Here is a 22,115-nt window from a genome sequence, read left to right on the forward strand (position 1 = left end):
AATCATAACACCTCTTCAAACAAACAATCCTCGGGCTTGACCCGAGGATCTAATCACATCAGACGCGAGAAGCGTTGGCGGACTTTTGATGTGACATTTCAAAGACTTCATGACACCGCAGACGCCTGTCGCAGGGTGAGGTGCTTGGATCCTCGGGTCAAGCCCGAGGATGACGCCCGTAAAACAGAGAGGCTTGTCAATAAACCGGGCTGTTATCTTCTCCGGCAGCGCTCAGTGCAGCCTTGCGCCGTTGGCGACCGGCTTGTCGACGCCGGCGAGCACGACCGCGCCGGCGTCATCGGCAAAGCCCAGCGTCAACACTTCAGAGCGCACCGGGCCGATCTGGCGCGGCGGGAAATTGACGACGGCCATGACCTGGCGGCCCACCAGCGCTTCCGGCGTATAATGCACGGTGATCTGGGCGGAGGACTTCTTGACGCCAATCTCCGGGCCAAAATCGATCTTCAGCTTGTAGGCGGGCTTGCGCGCCTCCGGAAAATCTTCGGCCTCGACAATGGTGCCGACGCGGATGTCGACCTTCAGGAAATCATCAAAACTAATCTCGTCGCTCAAATCTCCGCCCTCCGATCAGCCGGCAAGTTCCTGCGAGCGCTTGCGGGCGGCCTCCAGCGCGCGGTCGAAAACCGGCTGCAACCCGTCTTCCGCCATGAGCTGCTCCAGCGCCGCCGCCGTGGTGCCGCCGGGCGAGGTGACATTCTTGCGCAGAGTGCCCGCATCGTCGTCGGACGCATCAAGCAGCGCGCCCGCGCCGGTCACGGTGCCGCGGGCAAGCCGCATGGCGAGATCGGGATCGAGCCCCAGCTTGCGCCCGGCTTCGGCCATGCATTCGACCAGATAGAAGGCATAGGCCGGACCGCTGCCGGACACAGCCGTAACGGCGTCGATATCGGCTTCCTTCTCCACCCACTCGACCTTGCCCACAGCCGACAGCAGCGTGTCGGCAACCGCGCGACCAGCCTCGGTGACCTGATCATTGCCGAAAGCGCCGATCATGCCGCGGCCGATCATCGCCGGGGTGTTGGGAATGGTGCGCACGATCGGCAGCGCGCCGAGGCGTTCCTCGAAATAGCCGAGCGTCTTGCCGGCGGCGACCGAAATCACCAGCGTGTCGTCATCGATCATCGGCTTGACCGTGTCGAGCACCGCATACATCACCTGCGGCTTGACCGCGAGCACGAGGATTTTCGCCTTGATCGCGTCGGAAGCGGCGACCGCGTGGCGGATGCCGCTTCTGTCGAGCAGGCTTTTGATGTTGTTGGAGGGATTGGGATCAATGACCGTGATCGCCTCGCGCCTCAGCCCGCCGGCGACCCAGCCGGACAGCATCGCGCCGCCCATATTGCCGGCCCCGACCAGCACCACGCCATCAATGTCTGCCAGTTCCGTCATGTCAGGCCTCTCCGACCGTCTCGAACAGCACCGCCTTCATGGCGTCGTCGGCGGACATGCCGGACCAGACGACGAACTGGAAGGCCTGGAAATAATTCTCGCAGGCATCGAGCCCGCTGGAAAGCGTGCCCTCGACCTGCTGGTTGGTGGGCTCGGCGCCGCCGGCCAGAAGCAGCGACTGGCGATAGACAACCACATTCTCATGCGCCCAGAAATCGAAATGCCCCATCAGCACCTGGGAATTCACCCGCGACAACAGCTTGACGACCTCGTTGACGCGATGCTCGGGCACGCGCAGATCGAAGGCGCAGGCCAGATGCAGCGCCTCGTAGTGGCTCATCCACGAGAACGAGACATGGTAATCCGCCCAGCGTCCGCCGACCGTCATGGCGATCTCGTCCTCGCCGGAGCGCTCGAACGTCCACTCATTCGTGGCGGCCACGAATTCGATCATGTCGACCGGATTGTTCAGTCGTTCGATTTCCAGCAAACCCAGGCTCATAAACCACCTTCTCAGCGCGGGGCGCCGGTCCTCCGTCAGTGCGGATCGACAGCGGGGCCTCCTGCCTCAATTTCGAATCATCTATTAAAATCAGTGTATAATGCGATTTCATCTACACCAGCCCCCAGCGGCGGGCTTTCGCGATCCGAGTCATTTTGGGGCTCCGAAAATGATTCAGAGCCAGCACCTAACCGACTCTGCGACCTGCATTTTTTCACCATGTCCACAGGCCTGATTTTTTTTGGTGAAATCCGTCTTTGGGCCCGTTTGGAGGTCGGTTTTGGCGCGCCGAAGCGCAGAAAGCGGGCCGCATGTGCGGACCCGCTTTCAAAATTCGGATTTTCGGAGGGTGGGGGGCGGGTTATTTGCCCGCCTTCAGTTTGCTGACAAAGCCTGCCCTATTCTCCGGCGTCATCCTCGGCCCTGTTGCCGAGGATCTAAGCACGTATCAACACGAGGAGCGTCTCGGGCAAAAAAGTGAGTTCAAACGCAGCCCCTTCCGGAACGCCAACGCCGCTCGTACAGAACAGTGCTTAGATCCTCGGGTCAAGCCCGAGGATGACGTCCGTAAAAAGGATAGGTTTGTCAACAGTTTAGATGAGAGTCAGTCGCCCGCCTTTTCGTTGAGCTTCGCTTCGAGCGCGTCGATGCGGGCGCGCAGCGCGTCGTTTTCGTCGCGGGCCTTGATCGCCATGTCGCGCACGGCGTTGAACTCCTCGCGCTTGACGACATCCATGCTGTTCAGCCAGCGCTCGACCTGGGCCTTGACCCCGGTTTCGAGGTCCTTGCCGGCGCTCTGCACCGAGCCTGCCGCATCGGTCATCAGCTTTGCCAGATCGTCGAGAATGCGGGTGGTGCCGGAACTCATGTCGCTGTCTCCTTGGTCGGCCGGGCGCTGTGCCGGCTGCTCTTTGCCCTGAAGTAATGCCCGTTCGCCAAGGCCGCAAGGCCGCAGTCCGATTATCTCCGGCGATCCGCGCATCATGCGGCAATTCAGCCGGCTTGACCGGGCCGCATTATGCCGCCATCTTCCCGCCCGATCATAAAGGAAACCGCGCCTTGCTGCCAGATCATATCAAGCTCGCTGCCATCCCCTTTCCCGCCATAGACCCGATCGCGCTCAGGCTCGGCCCTCTGCAGATCCACTGGTACGGACTTGCCTATGTTGCCGGCATCCTGCTCGGCTGGCTCTATGCCCGCTGGCTGCTGAAGAAGGAGCGGCTGTGGCCGGCAAACCAGCCGCCAATGGCGGTTGCGCGGCTGGATGATTTCGTCACCTGGTCGGTGATCGGCATCGTGGTCGGCGGGCGGCTCGGCTACATGCTGTTTTACGCGCCGGGCGCTTTCCTCGCCAACCCGCTGACGGTATTCAAGATCTGGGACGGCGGTATGTCGTTTCACGGCGGGCTGATCGGCATGATCGTGGTGATGGTCATCTTCTCGAGGCGGCACGGCATTCGCGTCTGGTCGCTGCTGGACCTGATCGCGACGGTTGCGCCGATCGGGCTGTTCTTTGGCCGAATCGCCAATTTCATCAATGCCGAATTGTGGGGCCGCCCCTCCGACGTGCCGTGGGCGATGGTGTTTCCGGGCGCGGGCGATATGCCGCGCCATCCGAGCCAGCTTTACGAGGCCGGGCTGGAGGGGATCGTCATCCTTATCGTGCTGTTCGTCATCACCCAGTTCTTCGGCGCGCTGAAACGGCCGGGGCTCACCGGCAGCCTCTTCATCTGCCTTTACGCGCTGTCGCGCATCTTCGTGGAGTTCTTCCGCGAACCCGACCCGCAATTGGGCTATCTCCTCGGCGGCTGGCTGACCATGGGCATGGTGCTGTCGCTGCCGATGCTGGCTGTCGGGCTCTGGGGCATCTGGTATTCCGGCCGCATGGCGAAACGGAACCCGGCCCCGTGACGACGCCGCTGTTGCCGAAGATCCGGGCGATGATCGAGGCCGACGGGCCGATTCCGGTTTCGACCTATTTCTCGCTCTGCCTTGCCGATCCCGAGCATGGCTATTACCGCACCCGCGATCCGCTGGGCGCGAAGGGCGACTTCACCACCGCGCCGGAAATCTCCCAGCTTTTCGGCGAACTGGTCGGCATTTTCCTGATTTCCGCCTGGCAGGCACACCGCAGCCCGGCCAGCACAAGGCTGATCGAAGGCGGGCCCGGGCGCGGCACGATGATGGCCGATATCCTGAAGACGATCGCCGCCCTCGCACCGGCCATGTATAGCGGCCTTTCGGTAACGCTGATGGAAACCAGCCCGGCGCTGCGCGCCCGGCAGAAGGAAACGCTTGCGCCCCATGCCGACCGGCTTTCCTGGGTGGACCAGTTGGCCGACGCGCCCGAAGGCTTCACCCTGTTCGTCGCCAACGAGCTGTTCGACGCGCTGCCGACCCGGCAATTCGTCAAATCCGGCAACCATTTCTTCGAACGCGCCGTGGCGCTCGACGAGGATGGCGCGCTTACCTTCTCCCTGTCTCCGGCCCGGCTTGAATCGGCAAGTCTTCCCCCAGCCTGGCAAGGCGCGACGGAAGGCGCAATCGTCGAATACGCGCCCGCCCGCGAGGCGCTGATGGCGGAGATCGCGGCCCGGCTGATCCGCCATGGCGGCAGCGCGCTGATCATCGATTACGGCCATCTCGAAAGCGGCTTCGGCGATACGCTCCAGGCGCTGCGCGATCATCGCTTCGACCCGCCGCTTGCCCATCCCGGCGAGGCGGATCTGACCAGCCATGTGGACTTTGCGGCGCTTGCCGCTTCCGCCCGCACGGAAGGCGCGCACGTCCATCCGCCAATGACACAGGGCGATTTTCTGGCAGCCCTTGGGCTCGGTCCCCGCGCCTCCGCGCTCGGCCGCTGCAAGGACCAGGAAACCCAGGGCAAAATCGTCGCAGCCGCCCGCAGACTTGCCGGCGATGGACCCGAGGACATGGGCGATCTGTTCAAGGTTCTGGCGGTCTCGTCCGGGCCGGTCCAGCTCGCCCCCTTCGATGGCGCGGATTGACAAACCCGCTTCGACCGCCTCAACATTTAACAACGAAACACCGGAAACACGCCATGCTGGACACCGCCATTCGCGATGCGCTCTCGCCGCTGCAAAGCCCGCTTCTTGAGGAGCGGCTCGCTGGCACGGATATCCGCTACGGCTTCTTCACCCGCCGGGGCGGCGTCTCCACGGGGCTCTATGACAGCCTCAATTGCGGCATCGGCTCCGATGACCGCCCTGAGACAGTTGCCGAAAACCGCGCCCGGGTCGCGGGGTGGTTCGACGCGGATGCCGACAGGTTGATGACGCTCTACCAGTGCCATTCCGCCGATGCGATCGCGGTTTCCGGCCCGCATGAAGGCGAACGCCCACATGCAGATGGCATGGCGAGCGCGACGCCCGGCCTCGTGCTCGGCGTGTTGACCGCCGATTGCGGGCCGCTGCTGTTCGCCGATCCCGAAAACGAAATCATCGCCGCCGCCCATGCCGGCTGGCGCGGGGCGTTTACCGGCATCATCGAGGCGACGATCGAGAAAATGGTGGCGCTCGGCGCGCGCCGGCGCTCGATCATCGCAGCACTTGGGCCCACGATCGGGCCCGAGAATTACGAGGTGGGGCCGGAATTCGTCGAGCGTTTCACCGCCGCCGATCCGGCCTTCAGAGCCCTGTTCCGGCCCTCGCCATCCGATGGCCATGCGTTTTTCGACTTGCCCGGCTTTATCGGCCTCAGGCTTGACCGGGCGGATATCGAGCACGACATCATCCGTCACTGCACCTATCAGGACGAGGAAGGTTTTTATTCCTATCGTCGCGGCACCCATCGGGGTGAAAAGGATTATGGCCGCCAGATCTCGGCCATTTCCATCATTTGATCATTTCACGTATCAAGGCGTGTGCGCACGCTTGGGGAGACTGACATGGCGCTTGCTTTTGAACCTGAAGAATATGCCGAGCGATTGTCGCGGCTGAAGGCCGCGATGGCCGAGAAGAAACTGGACGCGGTGCTGCTGTTCGCGCAGGAAAGCATGTACTGGCTGACTGGCTATGACACGTTCGGCTTCGTGTTTTTCCAGTGCCTCGTGGTGACCGCGGATGGCCGCACGGCGCTTCTGACGCGCTCGGCCGATGTGCGCCAGGCCCGCCAGACCTCCAATATTTCCGAGATCCGCATCTGGGTCGATCGCGGGCAGACCGATCCAAGCCGCGATCTGAAGGAGATGCTTTCCGACATGGACCTGCTCGGCTGCAGGATCGGCGTCGAATACGACACCCACGGCATGACCGGGCGTTCGGCCCATTTTCTGGATGGCCAGCTCAGTTCCTTCGGCCAGCTTCAGGACGCATCCTACCTCGTCAGCAATCTGAGGCTGATCAAATCGCCGGCGGAAATCGCCCGCATCGAAAAGGCGGCAACGCTGTGCGATGACGCCTTCGACGCTGCCCTGCCGCTGATCAGGCCGGGCGCCGACGAGGCCGAGATTCTCGCCGCCATGCAGGGCACGGTGCTGTCCGGCGGCGGCGATTACCCCGCCAACAACTTCATTGTCGGCTCCGGCGAAAGCGCGCTTCTGTGCCGCGCCAAATCCGGTCGCCGCAAGCTGGACGCCAACGACCAGTTGACGCTCGAATGGGCCGGCGTCTGGTCGCATTACCATGTGGCCGCCATGCGCACCGTGGTCATCGGCGAACCGACGGAGCGCCACCAGTCGCTGTTCCGCGCCGCGACGGCGACGCTTTCGGCGATCGAGGAAATCCTGAGACCCGGCCACACCTTCGGCGATATCTTCGACAAGCATGCCGAGATCATGGATGCGCGCAGCCTGTCGCGCCACCGCCTGAATGCCTGCGGCTATTCGCTCGGCGCGCGGTTTGCGCCGTCCTGGATGGAGCATCAGATGTTCCACACCGGCAACCCGCACCCGATCCTGCCGTCGATGTCGCTGTTCGTGCACGTGATCATCATGGATTCCGACAGCGGTACGGCGATGACGCTCGGCCGCACCTACCTGACCGGCGAGGACGAGCCCCGGCCGCTGTCGCGCCTCGGCCTCGACCTTTACACAAAATAAAGGATGATCGCCGCCCGCGTTTGACATTGCCCCCTTCGCTTCGGAAAATTGCGGCCGTGTTTCCGCTTCCTCCGTGACCCGGAAATGCGCAATCTTCTGATTTTTCTGGCGTCCGGGCCGGTTTTCCGGACGCCTCCGGCGTTTTCCGGGAAGGGCAAGGCATATGGCGCGTGCGGCGAGCCTTCTACTCACTACCTGCCTGCTTGCGGCCTGCTCGACAGCCGACGTGCTGACGGTGGATGCGACGCCGCCCGAGACCGTCGGCAGCGCGCCCGCCGCCCAGTATAATGCGCCGCCCGTTGCCGCCGCCCCGGCGGAAAACGTTGCCCGCCAGAGCCTCTCGCCGCCATCGGGCGCGCCCCAGCAGACCGATAGCGCTCCGCCGCAACCGAGCTATCCGGCGACGGCTTCCAGCGCGCCGCGCTATGACGCGACGCCCGGCGTGGGACGCCCGCCCAGCACATTCGGCGCGCAGGCGGCAAACCTCGCCCCGGCCCAGCCCGCCTATACCCAGCCGCCGCAACAGACCGTGGCCGCTCCTGCTTCGCAGGCGGCCGCGACTGCGCCGGCCCAGCCCGCCCCGGCCGCCCAGCCTCCAGCGGCAAGCGCGCCCGCGCAGACAGCAGCCGCGCCGAGTGCTTCGATCGCCGCCGCCGAAACGCTCCGCTTCCTGCCGATCATCGGGGCGCCGTCCGACAAGCTGCAGCCGCTCTCCGCCAGACTCGGCGAAAGCGCGCGCGCGGCCGGCCTTTCGATCGTCGCCATGGACGACGACAAGGCCGATCTCAGCCTCAAGGGTTATTTCTCCGCCGTCGACCAGGAGGGCGTGGTCTCGGTGATCTATGTCTGGGACGTGATTGGCGAAAACGGCGTGCGCCTGCACCGCATCCAGGACAGGCAGGCGGCCGAGACCGGCGGCTTTTCCGGCTCCGATCCCTGGGCCGGTGTCAGCGCCGACATGATGGCGGCGATCGGCCAGAAATCGATTGGCTCGCTTCTGGCATGGCTCGACACGCAGGGCTGAGGCTCCGCCCGCGCACGGGACCCACACCCATGCCTGTCATAAAAAATTCGGAAAAGCCCAGGGACAGCTTGACTGCGGCCTTGCTTTCGCGTTGATCCGCGTTAAAAAGCGACAGTCAGATTGAACGGGCGAGATGATATGAAAGTTTTCGCGGGCAATTCCAACCGACAACTTGCCGAAGCGATTTGCAATTATCTCAATGTGCCCCTGGGCAAGGCCAGCGTCAGACGCTTCGCCGATCAGGAAATCTTCGTAGAAATTCAGGAAAATGTGCGCGGCGAGGACGTTTTCGTCGTCCAGTCGACCTCGTTTCCCACGAATGACCACCTGATGGAACTGTTGATCATGATCGATGCGTTCCGCCGGTCCTCCGCGCGCCGCATCACTGCGGTCCTTCCTTATTTCGGTTATGCCCGCCAGGACCGCAAGCCCGGTCCGCGCACCCCGATCTCGGCCAAGCTGGTCGCCAATCTGATCACGCAGGCCGGCGCCAACCGGGTGCTGACGCTTGATCTCCATGCCGGCCAGATCCAGGGCTTTTTCGATATTCCAACCGACAACCTCTATGCGCTGCCCATCCTTGCGCGCGATATCAAGGCGCGGCGCAACCTCGATAATGTCATGGTCGTCTCGCCCGATGTCGGCGGCGTGGTGCGCGCCCGCGCGCTTGCCAAGCGGCTCGACTGTCTGCTCGCCATCGTCGACAAGCGTCGCGAGCGTCCCGGCGAATCGGAGGTGATGAACATCATCGGCGATGTCGAGGGCAAGGAGTGCATACTGATCGACGACATCATCGATTCGGGCGGAACGCTGGTCAATGCGGCAAGCGCCCTGCTTGCCAATGGCGCCCTGTCGGTCACCGCCTATATCACCCACGGCGTGCTGTCCGGCACCGCCGTCGACCGGATCACAGCCTCGAGCCTCGAGGAACTGGTGATCACCGATTCGATCCAGCCGCGCGGCGACATGGTGGCGTCTTCGAAGGTCCGCGTGATTTCGACGGCCGCGCTCATCGGCGAGGCGATCAACCGCACCAGCCACGAATCATCGGTCTCGAGCCTCTTCGACTAAAGCCATTCCGCGTTTCACGGCAGCGCATACCTATCACAAGAAGACATTCCACCGTCTTTCTCGGCGTTCCGGCACCAGTTTCGTGGCCTGAGCCAGCCTGCGCGTGTGCGTTGGACCGTATTCAAACGCATATTTCGCGACTGCGCCATTTATCAATTTTAAATTAGTTTCGCCTCATACTGCGGTTCCGTTCAGGTTGTTCTCACCAAACCAATTTCAATATATCGGTTCGTTGCGAAGGAGGCTGTCATATATTCCGCATGCAGACAACGGACGTGCGTTCGCGGCCTGGTTCACCTGGCATTGCTCGCTGTTGTGTTATTCGCCTCTCCTCTCCATGCCAGACCCCTCCCTTTCGCTTTTCCGCCCGCCATCGATGAGAGCCCGATGGCGATGTTCGTGGTCGACCCTGCCACCGGCGCATTTCTCGCCTCCAACCGGGCGGCGCAGGCGCTTTACGGCTGGTCGCGGGAAGAGTTCCAGGCGCTTTCCGTTTCCGACCTGAACCAGATGCAGCAGTCGAAGGTTGCCGAAGACCTCGACCAGGCCGTGCAGTTGCAGAAAAACTTTTTCGAGTTCAGCCAACGCCTGAAGGATGGCGAACTGCGCGAAATCAGCATGTTCAGCTGGCCGATTACCGAACAAGGCGAAACGCTGCTGATGTCCGTCGTGCTTGAAAGCCGGGACGCCGGCCGGACCTACGCCGTCCTCAATCTCAACCGTCTGAACCTTGCCTTCATCGCCGTGCTGTGCATTCTTGGGGCGACGGTTCTGCTGCTGGTGTTCATCATATTCCGGCGTCGCAGGCTGGTGCGGGAGCTAGGCCGACAGCACCTGCTGCTGCGCGTGATGATGGACGCGATACCGGATCAGATCTATTTCAGGCGTCCCGACCGCCAGATCGTGGCCTGCAACCAGGCCGCGGCCGAGTTCCTCGGCATGCCGGTGGAAATGATCGTCGGCAAGAGCGACCGGGAACTGTTCGGAGAGAGCGAGGACAGCCTGTTGCGGCAGCAGATCTTCGGCGCGATCGATGAGCGCGACAATCACGTCGTGCAGGGCGAGGTCACAAGCCCGACGGGCAAGAAACACACGCTTGAAATGTTCCGCGCGCCGGTGATCGACCCCAGCGGCAAGCCCTTCGGCACCGTCAGTATCTGGCGCGACATCACGGACCGGCGGCGCAACGAAGAGCGGATCGAGGCGCTCGCCTTCTATGACCCGCTGACCAAGCTTGCCAATCGCGCCAGGGCGCAGGAGGTCTTGCTGGATCTTCTCGCAACCCACAGACAGTCCAAGCATCATATGGCGCTTGCGATCTTCGACCTCGACAATTTCGCCGCGGTGAACTCGATCTTCGGACACAATATCGGCGATGCGCTGCTGCGGGCGACCGGGCGGCGGCTGAGCAACACGATCGAGGCCGGCAGCTTTGCCGCGCGACTTTCGAGCGACGAATTCCTGGTGCTGCTGACAGAACTGGGCGATGACCGGACGACGGCGCTGCAGACCGCGCAGGAACGGATCGACAGGCTACACGAGAAGCTCTCGCAGAAGGCCTTCGTCAACAGCCACCACATTACGCCCAGCACCTGCGTCGGCGCCGTGCTTGTGGGCCCGGACGCCGAAAGCGCCAATGACGAGCTGCGCCGCGCCGACCTTGCCATGCACAACGCCAAGGCGAAGGGACGCGGCAGCATAAGCTGGTTCCATGACGACATGGTCGACCAGCTGGTATCGCGTTTCGACCTGGAAACCGCGCTGGAGCGGGCGCTGCAGACCAACGGTTTCAGCATTTATCTGCAGCCGATCATCAACCGCAATGCCTCGGGTCGTCATTTCGAGGCGCTGTTGCGGCTCGACCATCCCGAGCGCGGCGTCATCAGCCCGGGCGATTTCATCGATGTCGCCGAGAGCACCGGCCTTATCGTGCCGATCGGCGCCTGGGTCCTGGAGGAAGCCTGCAAGCTGCTCAGCGAATATCCAGACCTGCATCTGTCGGTCAACGTCTCGGTGCAGCAATTCCTTCAGGAGGATTTCGTCGAGCATTTATGCGCGCTGCTGGAACGCTACGACTTCGCGCCAAACCATCTCACGCTGGAGATGACCGAAAGCCTGATGATCGCCAATTTCGAGCTCACCCTGTCCCAGTTGATGGCGATCCGCGACCTGAAAATCCGCCTGTCGATCGACGATTTCGGCACCGGTTACTCCGCCCTGCTTTACCTCAAACAACTGCCGCTCGACGAGTTGAAGATCGACCAGTCCTTCATCTCCGGCGTACCGCATGACAGCAATGACACCTCGCTGGTAGAGCTGATCATCACCACGGCGCATCACCTCGGCCTCGTGATCGTGGCGGAAGGCGTGGAAACACCTGAACAGGAGGAATGGCTGCGCAGACATGGCTGCGAGAGCCTGCAGGGCTATCTGTTCAGCCGGCCGCAGCCAATCAAACACTATCTGCCATCTTTCCATTGACCGCCATTCCGTGGCAGGCTGGCGGAAGAGTTCTTTTGGTCCGCGTGTCCGGACGGAAAACCGGCTTCCACCGGACGCGCTATGGATGGATGAGGTGAGTGATGAAAGCGCTGCTGCTGGTCGATATCCAGAATGGCTTCTGCCCGGGTGGCAATCTTGCCGTCGCCGATGGCGATGCCGTGGTGCCGGTCGCAAACCGGCTGATCGAAAATGGCGGCTACGGCCTGATCGTCGCCTCGCAGGACTGGCATCCGCCCGGCCACGGATCGTTCGCCTCCTCCCACCCCGGCAAGCAGCCCTTCGAGATGGGCGAGCTTTCCGGAAAGCCGCAGATCATGTGGCCCGATCACTGCGTCCAGAATACGCCCGACGCCGATTTCCACCCCGAACTGAATGTCGCCGCGATCGACCATGTCCAGCGCAAGGGCGAGGATCCCGATGTCGATTCCTATTCCGCCTTCCGCGACAATGATCGCAACGCCGTGACCGGGCTCGATGCCTATCTGCGGCATAAATCGGTCGGAACGCTCGATATTCTCGGCCTGGCAACGGATTACTGTGTCCGGTTCTCGGCGCTCGACGCCGTCGCCATGCTGCCGGACGTCAAGGTTCGCCTGATCGAGGACGGGTGCCGCGGGATCGATGCCGCAGGCGTCAGCGACGCGATCCGCGAGATGCGCGACGCCGGGGTCGAGATCATCGACAGCGACGCCGCCATCGCCGGCTAAGAATTCCTTAATCCACCCATCAACCGAACTGATTTGTGTTGCCGGCTTCAACCGGCTAAGCGGTGAGAATGTCCGTCATTTCCTTGATCCCAGCTTGCCGCCAGATGCCTGCTTCTTGTTTGCCGCTCCCGCCGACCGAAGGTCCCCCTCATGCCTGACACCTCCGAATTCCTGACCGGCATTCGCGCCGGGCTGGTGCCGACGCTTTCGGCGGCACCCTTCGGCGTATTGTTCGGCGCTGTCGCCGTGGCGCAGGGGCAAAGCGTGGCCGAGGCCGCGCTGATGAGCCTGACGCTGTTTGCCGGCGCGAGCCAGCTGGTGGGCGTCGAACTCTTCGGCCAGCGCGCCGCGGCCTGGATCATCGTGGCCTCGATCCTGGCGGTCAATTTCCGTCACGTGCTCTATTCGGCGGCGATAACGCCGATCATCTCGCGGTTTTCGCGGGTCGAGCGGGTTCTCGCCTTCTTCTTCCTGACCGACCCGCAATTCGCCGAAACGCTGAAGCGGGAAGATTCGGGCACGCCGGCGACCTTCGCCTGGTATATCGGCGTCGCCTTATGCTTTTATACATCCTGGAACGTAATGACGCTGATCGGCGCCACGCTTGGCGGTTTCATCGACAACCCGGAGGCGCTCGGGCTCGACGTTCTGCTGCCAATCTATTTCCTGAGCCTCGTGATCGGGTTCAGGCACAGGGCCAATTATCTGCCTGTGGTGGCGGCGAGCGCCATCGCTTCCGTAATCGCCTTTGTCACCATCGGCTCGCCCTGGCATGTCAGCGTCGGGGCTTTCGCCGGCATTCTTCTGGCCGCTGCCCTACCGCCCGCGCCCGCCGGAAAGGCGGAAAAGCCGTGAGCAATTTCACCGACGATCATATCATTCTGATCATTCTGGCCGCCGCCGTCGTCACCTATCTGACGCGGATCGGAGGCTATCTCCTGTTGTCGGTGGTCTCGCGCATTCCGCCGCGGGTCGAAGCGGCGCTCAATGCCATACCCGCCGCGGTGCTGACGACGCTGGTCGCGCCGGCCTTTTATGCCGGCGGATGGGAGACGAAACTCGCCATGGCCGCCGCGCTGCTGGTCGGGTTGCGCTACACCTCGCCACTGCCGATGATTGCCATCGGTTGGGCGGTGGTAATGATCGCGCGCTATTTCGTCATCGCCTGAGAGGCTTTGTTGCCGCCTCCAGCCAGCGACGCTCGGCCTCGCTTGCAGCCAAGGGGGCAAGTTTTTCGTGCACCTCGCGATGATAGGCGTCGAGCCATCCGATTTCCTCGGCGCTCAGCAACGCGGGCAGGATCAGTCTCAGATCGATCGGGCACCATGTCAGCGTCTCGAAGCCGAGCATCGGAATTTCGCCGCCCTCGATCGGCTCGGCCTCCTTCACCAGAACCAGGTTTTCGATGCGGATGCCAAACGCGCCGGGGCGATAATAGCCGGGCTCGTTGGATAGAATCATGCCGGGCTTCAGTTCGGCCGAACCCAGCCGCGATATCCGTTGCGGTCCCTCATGCACCGACAGATAGGAGCCGACGCCGTGGCCGGTTCCGTGGGCAAAGTCGACGCCAGCCTGCCAGAGCGCGGCGCGGGCAAACGGGTCGAGATCCATGCCGCGCGTGCCCGCCGGAAAGCGCGCCCGCGAAATCGCGATCATGCCTTTCAGCACCAGCGTGAAGAATTTCTTCTGCGCGTCATCGACTTCGCCGATCGCAATCGTGCGGGTGATATCGGTGGTGCCGTTCTGGTACTGCGCGCCGGAATCGACGAGATACATCTCTCCGGATTGCAGCATGCGGCTGGTCTCGCTGGTGACGCGATAATGGATGATCGCGGCATTCGGTCCCGCGCCCGAGATCGTGTCGAATGAGATGTCGCGCAGCGGGTTCTGCATCCGCAACCCGGTCTCGGCGCGCGCCGTCTCCAGCGCGCTTGCCGCATCGATCTCGCTGACTGTGCCGGGCGTCTGGCCATCGAGCCACGCAAGGAACGACACCATGGCCGCGCCGTCCTGCAGATGGGCGGCGCGCGTGCCCGCCTGTTCCGCCGGGTTCTTGACCGCGCGGGCGGGCGCAACCGGGTCGGGCGCATTCTGCCATTTGCCGCCGGCCGCCTCCACGATCTGCACCACGGCGTAGGGCACCGCCGCGCGATCGAGGAGCAGCATTTCGCCCGCCGCCGCGATCGCCGCAAGCGCATCGGAAATCGCTTCGGACGGCAGCAGGGCGGCGAGCGGTTTCAGGTGGGCGGCGGCCTCGCCGGCCACTTTTTCCGGCATCACGAACAACATCGCCGAGCCATCCCCCTTCACGATCGCGCGCGACAAGGGGGCTGGCGTATGGGCGACATCATTGCCGCGGATGTTGAACAGCCAGGCAACCGAGGTCGAATCGGCGATCAACACCGCGTCGGCCTTCTTCTCGCGCAGCATTTCGGCAATGGCCGCAATCTTCTCAGTAGCCGGTTGTCCGGCCAGATCGCTGTTCTGAACGGTGACGGGCGCGGAGGGCGCGGCCGGACGATCGGCCCATATGCCGTCAATCGGGTTTTCGGAAAGCAGTACAAGTTCGCCGCCGATATCGGCCAGCGCGGATTGCAGCTTCCCGACCTCCGCCGGCGTATGCAGCCAGGGATCGATGCCAAGTTTCAGCCCTTTCGGCTTGTGCTCGCCAAGCCATGCGGACGGCGGGCAGCCGACAAGATCGCCGGCGGTGATCAGATCGGCATCGGTCTGGGCGGCAAGCTGGGTGGTGTAGCGGCCATCGACGAACACAACAGCCTGATCTTCCATCACAAGCGCGATGCCCGCCGAGCCAGTGAAGCCCGTCAGCCATGCCAGCCGCTCGGCCGATGGCGGCACATATTCGCCCTGATACTCATCGGTGCGCGGCACCAGAAACGCGTTGATGCCGAGGGCCGGAAACAGCGCGCGCAGGGCGGCGACGCGGGGTGCGGCCTGTTCGGGGCGGGAGGAAACGTCGAAGGACTGAAACATGAATGACGACCACTGGCTATTTATCGGCGCGACGATAGCCGATCCCGTCCGGGATCGAAATCGTTTTCCGCTCGTTTTTCGACGGCCACACGGTTCCGGCCTTCGCCTCACCTGCTTGCCGTGCAAGAGGCGCAATCGCAATGATGCATGAAAGGCCAAGCATGCAGGAGATGCATGGCTCCCATGACCCTGCCTACCTGCCTAACTGTCAGGCATGCGCCTATATCAGACACAGTTGGTCGATGAAGGCATCGCGCCGAACCGGAGTGCCGGTTTGACTGCAGCGGGCCGATTGGATCGGCGGCGAATACCGCATTTCGATCATCAAGACAGGGAGTTACGACAATGGGCTTTTTCCGCACCGCCTACAAGAACCTCACCGACGCCCGCCAGCGTCAGGCCGACCGTTTCGTCGCCGACGCCCTGCTGCGCCTCGACGACGCCTCGCTCAACGCGATGGGCAAGTCCCGCGCTGAACTCAAGGGCAAGCGCGCCCGCTACCCGACGTTCTGATCAGCCAACGCGTTCGGCAAGAAGGATTGCGACCGCTTGAGCTTGCTCGCGGGCGCGAACTTCATTCAAAAAGGCCGCGCCTTCGGGCGTGGCCTTTTTGTTTCCTTAGTCCAGATGCCCGTCAGTCGACTTCGGGAAACAGCAATTCGACGATGTAGCTCGGGTCGAAGCGGGTATCGAGCATGCCATAGGTCGAGCGCCAGCCGGCGGCAAGACGGGTTTCGAGGAAGGCATCAGCGATGCGCCCGGCCCCGAGCCGGTAGAGTTCCGCAGCGCCGGCGGCGAGTGCCAGTTGCTCGATGAAGATACGGGCAGCACTCTCATCGCTCTTGCAAAGCGCCATCGCCGCGCGCAGCAGTTCCACGATCTTGCCCCCCGAAGCGCCGAGATCGCGCGCGATGACCTGGAACACGGCCTCGAACAGTTCGCCGCCATGCTCCACGACCCGGCGCAGGTCGAGCGCCATCAGGTTGCCGCCGCCGTCATGCATCGCAAGACCGGGCGCATCGCGATAGTGGCGGGCAATCGGCCGATCCTCGACAAAGCCGTTGCCGCCCATTGCCTCCATCGCCTCGGCCACCACGGCGGGCGCGATCTTCGTGGTCCAGTATTTTGTGACCGGTGTCATGACCCGGGCATAGGCCGCCTCCTCGGCGCTGTCGCGGGCGCGGTCGAAGCTTTCGGCAAGCCGGAACGACAGCGCGCCGGCAGCGGCGACATCGAGCGCGAGATCGGCGAGCACCCGCATCATCAGCGGTTGGACCACAAGCGTGCGCCCGGCCACCTTGCGCCCCCGCGCGGCATGCGTCGCCTCGGCCACCGCCGCGCGCATCAGGCCAGACGCGATCACGGCGCTGTCGAGCCGCATCAGCGTCAGCATGTCGAGGATCGTCCTCAGCCCGCCATCGGGCGGCCCGAGAAGGAAGCCAAAGGCATCGGAAAATTCCACCTCGGCAGCCGCATTGGAGCGAAGCCCCAGCTTGTCCTTGAGGCGCTGGTAGCGCAGCGCGTTGCCCCTGCCCTCGTCCAGAAGCCGCGGCACCAGGAAGCATCCGGGCTTGCCGTCGACATCGGCGAGCATGATGAAGGCGTCGCTCATCGGCGCGGAGACGAACCATTTGTGCCCGGAAAGCCGATAGACGCCTTCGCTGACCCGATGCGCCTTGGTTGCAAGCGCGCGCATATCGCTGCCGGCCTGCTTTTCCGCGACGGCGAGCCCGATCGTGGCGGAGGTCTTCTGGTTCTGGGCGCGGTTGGTCGAATCATATTTGCGCGACAGGATTTTCGGCGCCCATTCGTCGCGCAGTTGCGGGGCGGCGGCGAGAACGGCAAGCGAGGCAGAGGTCGACGACAGCGGCTCCAGATGCCCGCATTCGAGCTGGGCGGAAAGGAACAGCCGCACGGCGCGCAGCTTGTGCGCCTTGGACTTCGAATCCGCATCGCGCGGCGCTTCCCACAGCAGGGAATGCAGGCCGGACGCCATCGTCCGGCGCATCAGCGCGTGCCAGGCCGGATGGAAAGAGACGACGTCAAGCCGCTCGCCCGCCGGTCCGTGGGTCTTGAGTTGCGGCAGGCTGGTATTGGCCATCTGAGCCAGTTCCTGCGCGTCGGGCGAGGTGACGTATCGCCCGATCGCATCGAACTCCTCGCGCAGCGGTTTACCGAGGGAGCGCGTCAGATCGCCAAGCAGCGGGTCCGACTGGAACGCGTTGAGGTTGCTCCACGGTCGCGGCTGGTTCAGGGTCTTGTAAATGTCGGTGTCTGCCATCGGCGCACACATGGTTCCATTTTCAGCTTATCCGCAGTTGGCATGCTTCGATATCATCTGTCAAAGCTTGCGGCGAGGCCGGGGAGCCATTATAGACGCCAGGACTTCTCCCGACGGACCGCCCGACCTCATATGGAGGAAAGCTTCATGGTCTTCTTTCCCCACCGACACCTGATCGGCATCAAGGGGCTTTCTCCCATCGATATCAACACTCTTCTCGACAAGGCCGAAGAGGCGATCGCCTTCAACCGGTCGCGCGAGAAGAAGAACGCCGTGCTGCGCGGCCTCACCCAGATCAACCTGTTCTTCGAGGCCTCGACCCGGACCCAGGCCTCGTTCGAACTGGCCGGCAAGCGGCTCGGCGCGGATGTGATGAACATGTCGGTCGGCAATTCATCGGTCAAGAAGGGCGAGACGCTGATCGACACGGCGATGACGCTGAACGCCATGCATCCGGATGTGCTGGTGATCCGCCATTCCTCGGCGGGCGCTGCCGAACTGCTCTCCCAGAAGGTCGCCTGCTCGGTGATCAACGCCGGCGACGGCGCGCATGAACATCCGACGCAAGCGCTGCTCGACGCGCTCACCATCCGCCAGGCCAAGGGCCGGCTCGACAATATCGTGGTGGCGATCTGCGGCGATATCCTGCATTCGCGCGTCGCCCGCTCCAACATCATCCTCTTGAACACGATGGGCGCGCGCGTGCGCGTCGTGGGCCCCGCAACGTTGCTGCCTTCCGGCATCCGCGACATGAGCGTCGAGGTCTGCGACACCATGGAGGAAGGGCTGAAGGGCGCCGACGTGGTGATGATGCTCCGCCTCCAGCGCGAGCGCATGTCCGGCGCCTTTGTGCCCTCGGTGCGCGAATACTTCCATTTCTGGGGCCTGGACCGCGAGAAGCTGAAGGCAGCCAAGGAGGATGCGCTGGTGATGCATCCCGGGCCGATGAACCGCGGCGTGGAAATCGCCTCCGACGTCGCCGACGGCCCGCAAAGCGTGATCGAACGGCAGGTGGAAATGGGGGTCGCCGTGCGCATGGCGGTGATGGAGACGCTGATGCTGTCGGAAAACGGAGGGTCGCGCGCATGAAGCCGCTCGTTCTGAAAAACGCCCGCATTATCGACCCCTCCCGCGACCTTGATGAAACCGGCACGATCATCGTCGAGGACGGCCGGATCGTTGCCGCCGGGGCCGATGCCCGCAATCAGGGAACGCCCGACGGCGCTGAAATCGTCGACTGCAACGGTCTTGTGGCCACGCCCGGCCTCGTTGACGCCCATGTCTTCGTCGGCGAGCCCGGTGCCGAACACACTGAAACGATCCGCTCGGCAAGCCAGGCAGCAGCGGCAGGCGGCATCACGTCCTTTATGATGATGCCGGACACGCAGCCGCCGATCGACGACATCGCGCTGCTCGAATTCGTGCTGAAGACCGCCCGCGACAATGCCATCGTCAACGTCTATCCCGCCGCCGCCCTGACGAAGGGCCTTGCGGGCGACGAGATGACCGAGATCGGCATGCTCAAGGCCGGCGGCGCGGTGGCCTTCGCCAATGGCCGCTACTCGCTTTCCGACAACCGGGTGCTCCGGCGCGCGATGACCTATGCCCGCTCATTTGATGCCGTGGTGGCGCTGGAGCCGCGCGACCGCTATCTCTCGGAAACCGGCGTCATGAACGAAGGCCTGTTCGCAAGCTGGCTCGGCCTTTCCGGCACGCCGCGCGAGGCCGAGGTGATCCCGCTCGAACGCGACCTGCGGCTGGCGACCCTTACCAGGGCCCGCTACCACGCCGCGCTGATCTCGGTCCCCGAATCGGTCGAAGCCGTGGGCGTGGCGCGCGATCGCGGCGCTTCGGTTTCCAGCGGCATCTCGATCAACCATCTGACGCTGAACGAAAACGACATCGGCGAATACCGCACCTTCTTCAAGCTGTCGCCGCCGCTCAGGCAGGAAGAGGACCGGCAGAAGATGGTCGAGGCGCTGAAGGACGGGCTGATCGACATCATCGTGTCCTCGCACGATCCGCAGGACGTCGACACCAAGCGCCTGCCGTTCTCCGATGCCGAGGATGGCGCGATCGGGCTGGAGACCATGCTGGCCGCAGCCCTTCGCCTGCACCACAGCGGCGACGTGCCGCTGATGCGGCTGATCGATGCGATGTCGACGCGGCCGGCGAAGCTGTTCGATCTCGACGCCGGCTCGCTTCGTCCGGGCGCAAAGGCCGATATCACCCTGATCGATCTCGACGAACCATGGGTGGTGACGCCAGACCGGCTGGTTTCGCGCTCGAAAAACACGACATTTGAAAATGCCCGCTTTTCGGGACGGACCGTCGCGACATATGTTGGCGGCATCAAGGTCCATCAGGCGGACTGACCGGAAGGGGACGACGTGCCGGCATTCTTTTCATTCGATCTGACGGCGACGCAGGCTGCGATTGCGCTGGCCGGCGGTTACCTTCTGGGCTCGATCCCGTTTGGCTACCTGATCACGAAGGCGGCGGGCCTCGGCGATATTCGCGGTATCGGCTCCGGCAATATCGGCGCGACCAACGTGCTGCGCACCGGAAAGCGGCATCTGGCCGCCCTCACCCTGGTGCTCGACGCGCTGAAGGCGACTTTCGCGGTGATCCTCGCCACGACGCTTTACGGCAGCGACGCCGGGCTTCTGGCGGGCGCGGCCGCCTTTATCGGCCATCTGTTTCCCGTCTGGCTCGGCTTCAAGGGCGGCAAGGGGGTCGCGACCTATATCGGCGTGCTTCTCGGCGTCGCGCCGGCGGCGGTGCTGATCTTCGCCTTTGTCTGGCTGCTGATCGCCCGGCTTTCGCGCTATTCCTCGCTCTCCGCGCTGATTGCGACGCTTGCCATCCCGGTTGCCCTGTGGATAATGGGCCTACCGCAGGTTTCACTGGTGATGGCCGTTTTGACGGTGATCTCATGGTGGCGGCACAAGACCAATATCGAGCGCCTGATATCGGGCACTGAAAGCAGGATCGGAGACAAGGGGTGACAGCGAGGGGGATTTTCCGCATCGGGACCGAACGGTCTCCATCCACGGAAACGCCCCTTTGACAAACCGCCCCGGCATCGCCCTGTCGGAAAGCCAGCGCATCGCCTGGCTTCGTCTGATCCGAAGCGAGAATGTCGGCCCGGTCACCTTTCGCGAACTGATCAATCACTATGGCAGCGCCGAGGCAGCACTCGAGCGTCTGCCGGAGCTTGCCGTGCGCGGCGGCGCGCGGAAGCGGTTTCGGGTGGCAAGCGTTGCCGAGGCCGAAGCCGAGCTGGAAACCGCCGCCCGCCACAAGGGCCGGTTCGTCGCGATCGGCGAGCCGGACTACCCGCCAGCGCTGCGCGCGATCGACGGTGCGCCGCCGCTTCTGGCGATGTCCGGCAGCGGCGATGTCGCGACCCGCCCGGCTCTCGGCATTGTCGGCGCCCGCAATGCCTCGGTCGCCGGCGCGAAATTCACCGCCATGATCGCGAGTGCTGCGGCCGGCGCCGGCTATACCGTGGTTTCGGGCCTTGCGCGCGGGATCGACGCCGCCGCCCACCGCGCGAGCCTTGCCCATGGCACGCTGGCCGCGCTTGCCGGCGGCCTCGATCGCCCCTACCCGCCCGAAAACATCGAACTCTATCGCGCAATCTGCGAGGATGGCGGCGCCGCCATCAGCGAGATGCCCTATGGCTGGGAGCCGCGCGCCCGCGATTTTCCCCGCCGCAACCGGCTGATCGCCGGCTGCTCGCTTGCCGTCGTCGTGATCGAGGCGGCAAACCGCTCCGGCTCGCTCATCACCGCCCGCCTTGCCAATGAATGCGGCCGGCTGGTGCTGGCCGTGCCGGGCTCGCCGCTCGATCCGCGCGCGCAAGGCACCAACGGGCTGATCAAGCAGGGCGCGATGATCGTGTGCAGCCCGGAGGACGTGCTGGAGGCGCTGGCGCCTCTGTCCCAGATGGAACTGCCGATCCGGGGTGGGGCCGACGAGGAGGAGAGCGAAGATCTGCCGCCTGCCGCCCCCGATGATGACGACCGCGCACGCGTCGCCGAGGCGCTAGGCCCCAGCCCGTGCGAGATCGACGACCTGATACGCTTCACCGGCGTGAACCCCGCCGCCGTTCAGTTGATCCTGCTCGAGCTGGATCTCGCCGGCCGGCTTGCGCGGCACCCGGGTGGTCGGGTCTCGCTGATCTGAGACACGCGGCCTTCATAGGGCAATGATAGCGCTAACAGACCCTACAGGTCGTTGACGATCAGAACCGAATTCAGCCCTTGCCCACCGAGGTGGCGAGCACCTGCGTCTGCAGATCACCAGCCTCTATATAGGCCATGTCGATCAGGTAGCAGAGCATTTCCGCCCCGTCCTTGTTTGAAAGCCGGCGCAACTGGCCCAATATCTGACGGATATAAATTATTTCCTCCTCGGTCAATTTTTGAGAACCTTCGCGTTCGGCTGGAAAGGACGACATACAAACACCTATTTTTCGGCTACGGATCGAATCCGAACCGCACTTTACTCATCCGGCCAAACAATACCGCCAAAGGTCAGGATTGCAATTACAATTAGTA

22 protein-coding genes are annotated in these 22,115 nt (G+C 63.6%); 15 read left to right on the plus strand and 7 right to left on the minus strand.

The features are described from left to right. Positions 1–231: 231 nt before the first annotated feature. The 4 genes from K7H91_RS23665 to K7H91_RS23680 form a co-directional block, all read right to left on the minus strand. Positions 232–573 (minus strand): tRNA-binding protein, encoded by a 342-nt coding sequence (locus tag K7H91_RS23665; RefSeq protein ID WP_230722645.1) that lies wholly within the window; start codon positions 571–573, stop codon positions 232–234. Between the two features lie 15 nt (positions 574–588). Then, entirely contained in the window at positions 589–1,410 is an 822-nt protein-coding gene (gene proC / locus K7H91_RS23670) for a pyrroline-5-carboxylate reductase (RefSeq protein ID WP_230722646.1), read from the minus strand. Between the two features lies 1 nt (position 1,411). Further along, complete coding sequence (locus K7H91_RS23675) at positions 1,412–1,912, minus strand: YbjN domain-containing protein (protein WP_230722647.1); 501 nt, start codon at positions 1,910–1,912, stop codon at positions 1,412–1,414. Positions 1,913–2,516: 604 nt separating this feature from the next. Next, entirely contained in the window at positions 2,517–2,780 is a 264-nt protein-coding gene (locus K7H91_RS23680; protein WP_230722648.1) for an accessory factor UbiK family protein, read from the minus strand. Between the two features lie 194 nt (positions 2,781–2,974). Between K7H91_RS23680 and lgt the strand changes: the two genes are divergently transcribed. From lgt to K7H91_RS23730, 10 genes are all read left to right on the plus strand, one after another. Continuing rightward, entirely contained in the window at positions 2,975–3,823 is an 849-nt protein-coding gene (gene lgt / locus K7H91_RS23685) for a prolipoprotein diacylglyceryl transferase (RefSeq protein WP_230722672.1), read from the plus strand. Continuing rightward, on the plus strand, positions 3,820–4,920 hold the full coding sequence (locus K7H91_RS23690) for a class I SAM-dependent methyltransferase (RefSeq protein ID WP_230722649.1): 1,101 nt from the start codon (positions 3,820–3,822) through the stop codon (positions 4,918–4,920). Before lgt ends, K7H91_RS23690 begins: the two co-directional genes overlap by 4 nt. A gap of 53 nt (positions 4,921–4,973) precedes the next feature. After that, on the plus strand, positions 4,974–5,774 hold the full coding sequence (pgeF, locus tag K7H91_RS23695; RefSeq protein ID WP_230722650.1) for a peptidoglycan editing factor PgeF: 801 nt from the start codon (positions 4,974–4,976) through the stop codon (positions 5,772–5,774). Between the two features lie 45 nt (positions 5,775–5,819). Beyond that, on the plus strand, positions 5,820–6,971 hold the full coding sequence (locus K7H91_RS23700; protein ID WP_230722651.1) for a M24 family metallopeptidase: 1,152 nt from the start codon (positions 5,820–5,822) through the stop codon (positions 6,969–6,971). A gap of 163 nt (positions 6,972–7,134) precedes the next feature. Further along, positions 7,135–7,995 (plus strand): hypothetical protein, encoded by an 861-nt coding sequence (locus K7H91_RS23705; protein ID WP_230722652.1) that lies wholly within the window; start codon positions 7,135–7,137, stop codon positions 7,993–7,995. 138 nt (positions 7,996–8,133) lie between these two features. Next, the gene (locus K7H91_RS23710) at positions 8,134–9,066 is read left to right on the plus strand and encodes a ribose-phosphate pyrophosphokinase (RefSeq protein ID WP_230722653.1); all 933 of its coding nucleotides are present in this window, start codon (positions 8,134–8,136) and stop codon (positions 9,064–9,066) included. Between the two features lie 315 nt (positions 9,067–9,381). Continuing rightward, entirely contained in the window at positions 9,382–11,547 is a 2,166-nt protein-coding gene (locus tag K7H91_RS23715; protein WP_330166040.1) for an EAL domain-containing protein, read from the plus strand. Between the two features lie 101 nt (positions 11,548–11,648). Further along, entirely contained in the window at positions 11,649–12,275 is a 627-nt protein-coding gene (gene pncA, locus K7H91_RS23720) for a bifunctional nicotinamidase/pyrazinamidase (RefSeq protein ID WP_230722673.1), read from the plus strand. A gap of 150 nt (positions 12,276–12,425) precedes the next feature. After that, entirely contained in the window at positions 12,426–13,130 is a 705-nt protein-coding gene (locus K7H91_RS23725) for an AzlC family ABC transporter permease (protein WP_230722655.1), read from the plus strand. Further along, complete coding sequence (locus K7H91_RS23730) at positions 13,127–13,444, plus strand: AzlD family protein (protein WP_230722656.1); 318 nt, start codon at positions 13,127–13,129, stop codon at positions 13,442–13,444. The genes K7H91_RS23725 and K7H91_RS23730 overlap by 4 nt, the downstream gene beginning before the upstream one ends. Here the strand turns inward: K7H91_RS23730 and K7H91_RS23735 are convergent. Then, on the minus strand, positions 13,434–15,269 hold the full coding sequence (locus tag K7H91_RS23735; RefSeq protein WP_230722657.1) for an aminopeptidase P family protein: 1,836 nt from the start codon (positions 15,267–15,269) through the stop codon (positions 13,434–13,436). The genes K7H91_RS23730 and K7H91_RS23735 overlap by 11 nt on opposite strands. A gap of 345 nt (positions 15,270–15,614) precedes the next feature. Here K7H91_RS23735 and K7H91_RS23740 point away from each other — a divergent pair, with 345 nt between their 5' ends. Continuing rightward, a complete protein-coding gene (locus K7H91_RS23740) occupies positions 15,615–15,782 on the plus strand; it encodes a hypothetical protein (RefSeq protein ID WP_230722658.1) in 168 nt (55 codons plus the stop codon). Between the two features lie 121 nt (positions 15,783–15,903). On the opposite strand, the gene K7H91_RS23745 is transcribed toward K7H91_RS23740, so the two are convergent. Next, positions 15,904–17,550 carry an acyl-CoA dehydrogenase family protein gene (locus K7H91_RS23745; protein ID WP_230722659.1) on the minus strand — a complete coding sequence of 549 codons (1,647 nt, stop codon included), beginning with the start codon at positions 17,548–17,550 and terminating at the stop codon, positions 15,904–15,906. 147 nt (positions 17,551–17,697) lie between these two features. On the opposite strand from K7H91_RS23745, the gene K7H91_RS23750 reads away from it, so the two are divergent. The 4 genes from K7H91_RS23750 to dprA are packed head-to-tail and all read left to right on the plus strand — an operon-like array spanning position 17,698 to position 21,741. Continuing rightward, positions 17,698–18,639 (plus strand): aspartate carbamoyltransferase catalytic subunit, encoded by a 942-nt coding sequence (locus K7H91_RS23750; protein ID WP_230722660.1) that lies wholly within the window; start codon positions 17,698–17,700, stop codon positions 18,637–18,639. Next, positions 18,636–19,925 carry a dihydroorotase gene (locus K7H91_RS23755; RefSeq protein ID WP_230722661.1) on the plus strand — a complete coding sequence of 430 codons (1,290 nt, stop codon included), beginning with the start codon at positions 18,636–18,638 and terminating at the stop codon, positions 19,923–19,925. The genes K7H91_RS23750 and K7H91_RS23755 overlap by 4 nt, the downstream gene beginning before the upstream one ends. Before the next feature lie 15 nt (positions 19,926–19,940). After that, positions 19,941–20,558, plus strand: a complete 618-nt coding sequence (gene plsY, locus K7H91_RS23760) for a glycerol-3-phosphate 1-O-acyltransferase PlsY (protein ID WP_230722662.1) — start codon at positions 19,941–19,943, stop codon at positions 20,556–20,558. 58 nt (positions 20,559–20,616) lie between these two features. After that, positions 20,617–21,741, plus strand: coding sequence for a DNA-processing protein DprA (dprA, locus tag K7H91_RS23765; protein ID WP_230722663.1), 1,125 nt, complete (start codon positions 20,617–20,619; stop codon positions 21,739–21,741). A gap of 70 nt (positions 21,742–21,811) precedes the next feature. Here the strand turns inward: dprA and K7H91_RS23770 are convergent, their stop codons facing one another. Further along, positions 21,812–21,976: a hypothetical protein gene (locus K7H91_RS23770; RefSeq protein WP_230722664.1), complete on the minus strand. Its 165-nt coding sequence runs from the start codon at positions 21,974–21,976 to the stop codon at positions 21,812–21,814. Positions 21,977–22,115 lie beyond the last annotated feature (139 nt).

Origin of the sequence: Martelella mediterranea (assembly GCF_021021415.1) — a bacterium.
In the GTDB taxonomy this organism is placed as follows: domain Bacteria; phylum Pseudomonadota; class Alphaproteobacteria; order Rhizobiales; family Rhizobiaceae; genus Martelella; species Martelella mediterranea_C.

Excerpts from the sequence above, each read along its gene's own strand:
- pgeF (WP_230722650.1), top strand. The coding sequence starts at position 4,974 with ATGCTGGACACCGCCATTCGCGATGCGCTCTCGCCGCTGCAAAGCCCG.
- K7H91_RS23750 (WP_230722660.1), top strand. The coding sequence starts at position 17,698 with ATGGTCTTCTTTCCCCACCGACACCTGATCGGCATCAAGGGGCTTTCT.
- K7H91_RS23705 (WP_230722652.1), top strand. The coding sequence starts at position 7,135 with ATGGCGCGTGCGGCGAGCCTTCTACTCACTACCTGCCTGCTTGCGGCC.
- K7H91_RS23680 (WP_230722648.1), bottom strand. The coding sequence starts at position 2,780 with ATGAGTTCCGGCACCACCCGCATTCTCGACGATCTGGCAAAGCTGATG.
- K7H91_RS23700 (WP_230722651.1), top strand. The coding sequence starts at position 5,820 with ATGGCGCTTGCTTTTGAACCTGAAGAATATGCCGAGCGATTGTCGCGG.
- K7H91_RS23675 (WP_230722647.1), bottom strand. The coding sequence starts at position 1,912 with ATGAGCCTGGGTTTGCTGGAAATCGAACGACTGAACAATCCGGTCGAC.
- K7H91_RS23710 (WP_230722653.1), top strand. The coding sequence starts at position 8,134 with ATGAAAGTTTTCGCGGGCAATTCCAACCGACAACTTGCCGAAGCGATT.
- K7H91_RS23740 (WP_230722658.1), top strand. The coding sequence starts at position 15,615 with ATGGGCTTTTTCCGCACCGCCTACAAGAACCTCACCGACGCCCGCCAG.
- K7H91_RS23725 (WP_230722655.1), top strand. The coding sequence starts at position 12,426 with ATGCCTGACACCTCCGAATTCCTGACCGGCATTCGCGCCGGGCTGGTG.
- K7H91_RS23745 (WP_230722659.1), bottom strand. The coding sequence starts at position 17,550 with ATGGCAGACACCGACATTTACAAGACCCTGAACCAGCCGCGACCGTGG.
- K7H91_RS23755 (WP_230722661.1), top strand. The coding sequence starts at position 18,636 with ATGAAGCCGCTCGTTCTGAAAAACGCCCGCATTATCGACCCCTCCCGC.
- pncA (WP_230722673.1), top strand. The coding sequence starts at position 11,649 with ATGAAAGCGCTGCTGCTGGTCGATATCCAGAATGGCTTCTGCCCGGGT.
- K7H91_RS23735 (WP_230722657.1), bottom strand. The coding sequence starts at position 15,269 with ATGTTTCAGTCCTTCGACGTTTCCTCCCGCCCCGAACAGGCCGCACCC.
- proC (WP_230722646.1), bottom strand. The coding sequence starts at position 1,410 with ATGACGGAACTGGCAGACATTGATGGCGTGGTGCTGGTCGGGGCCGGC.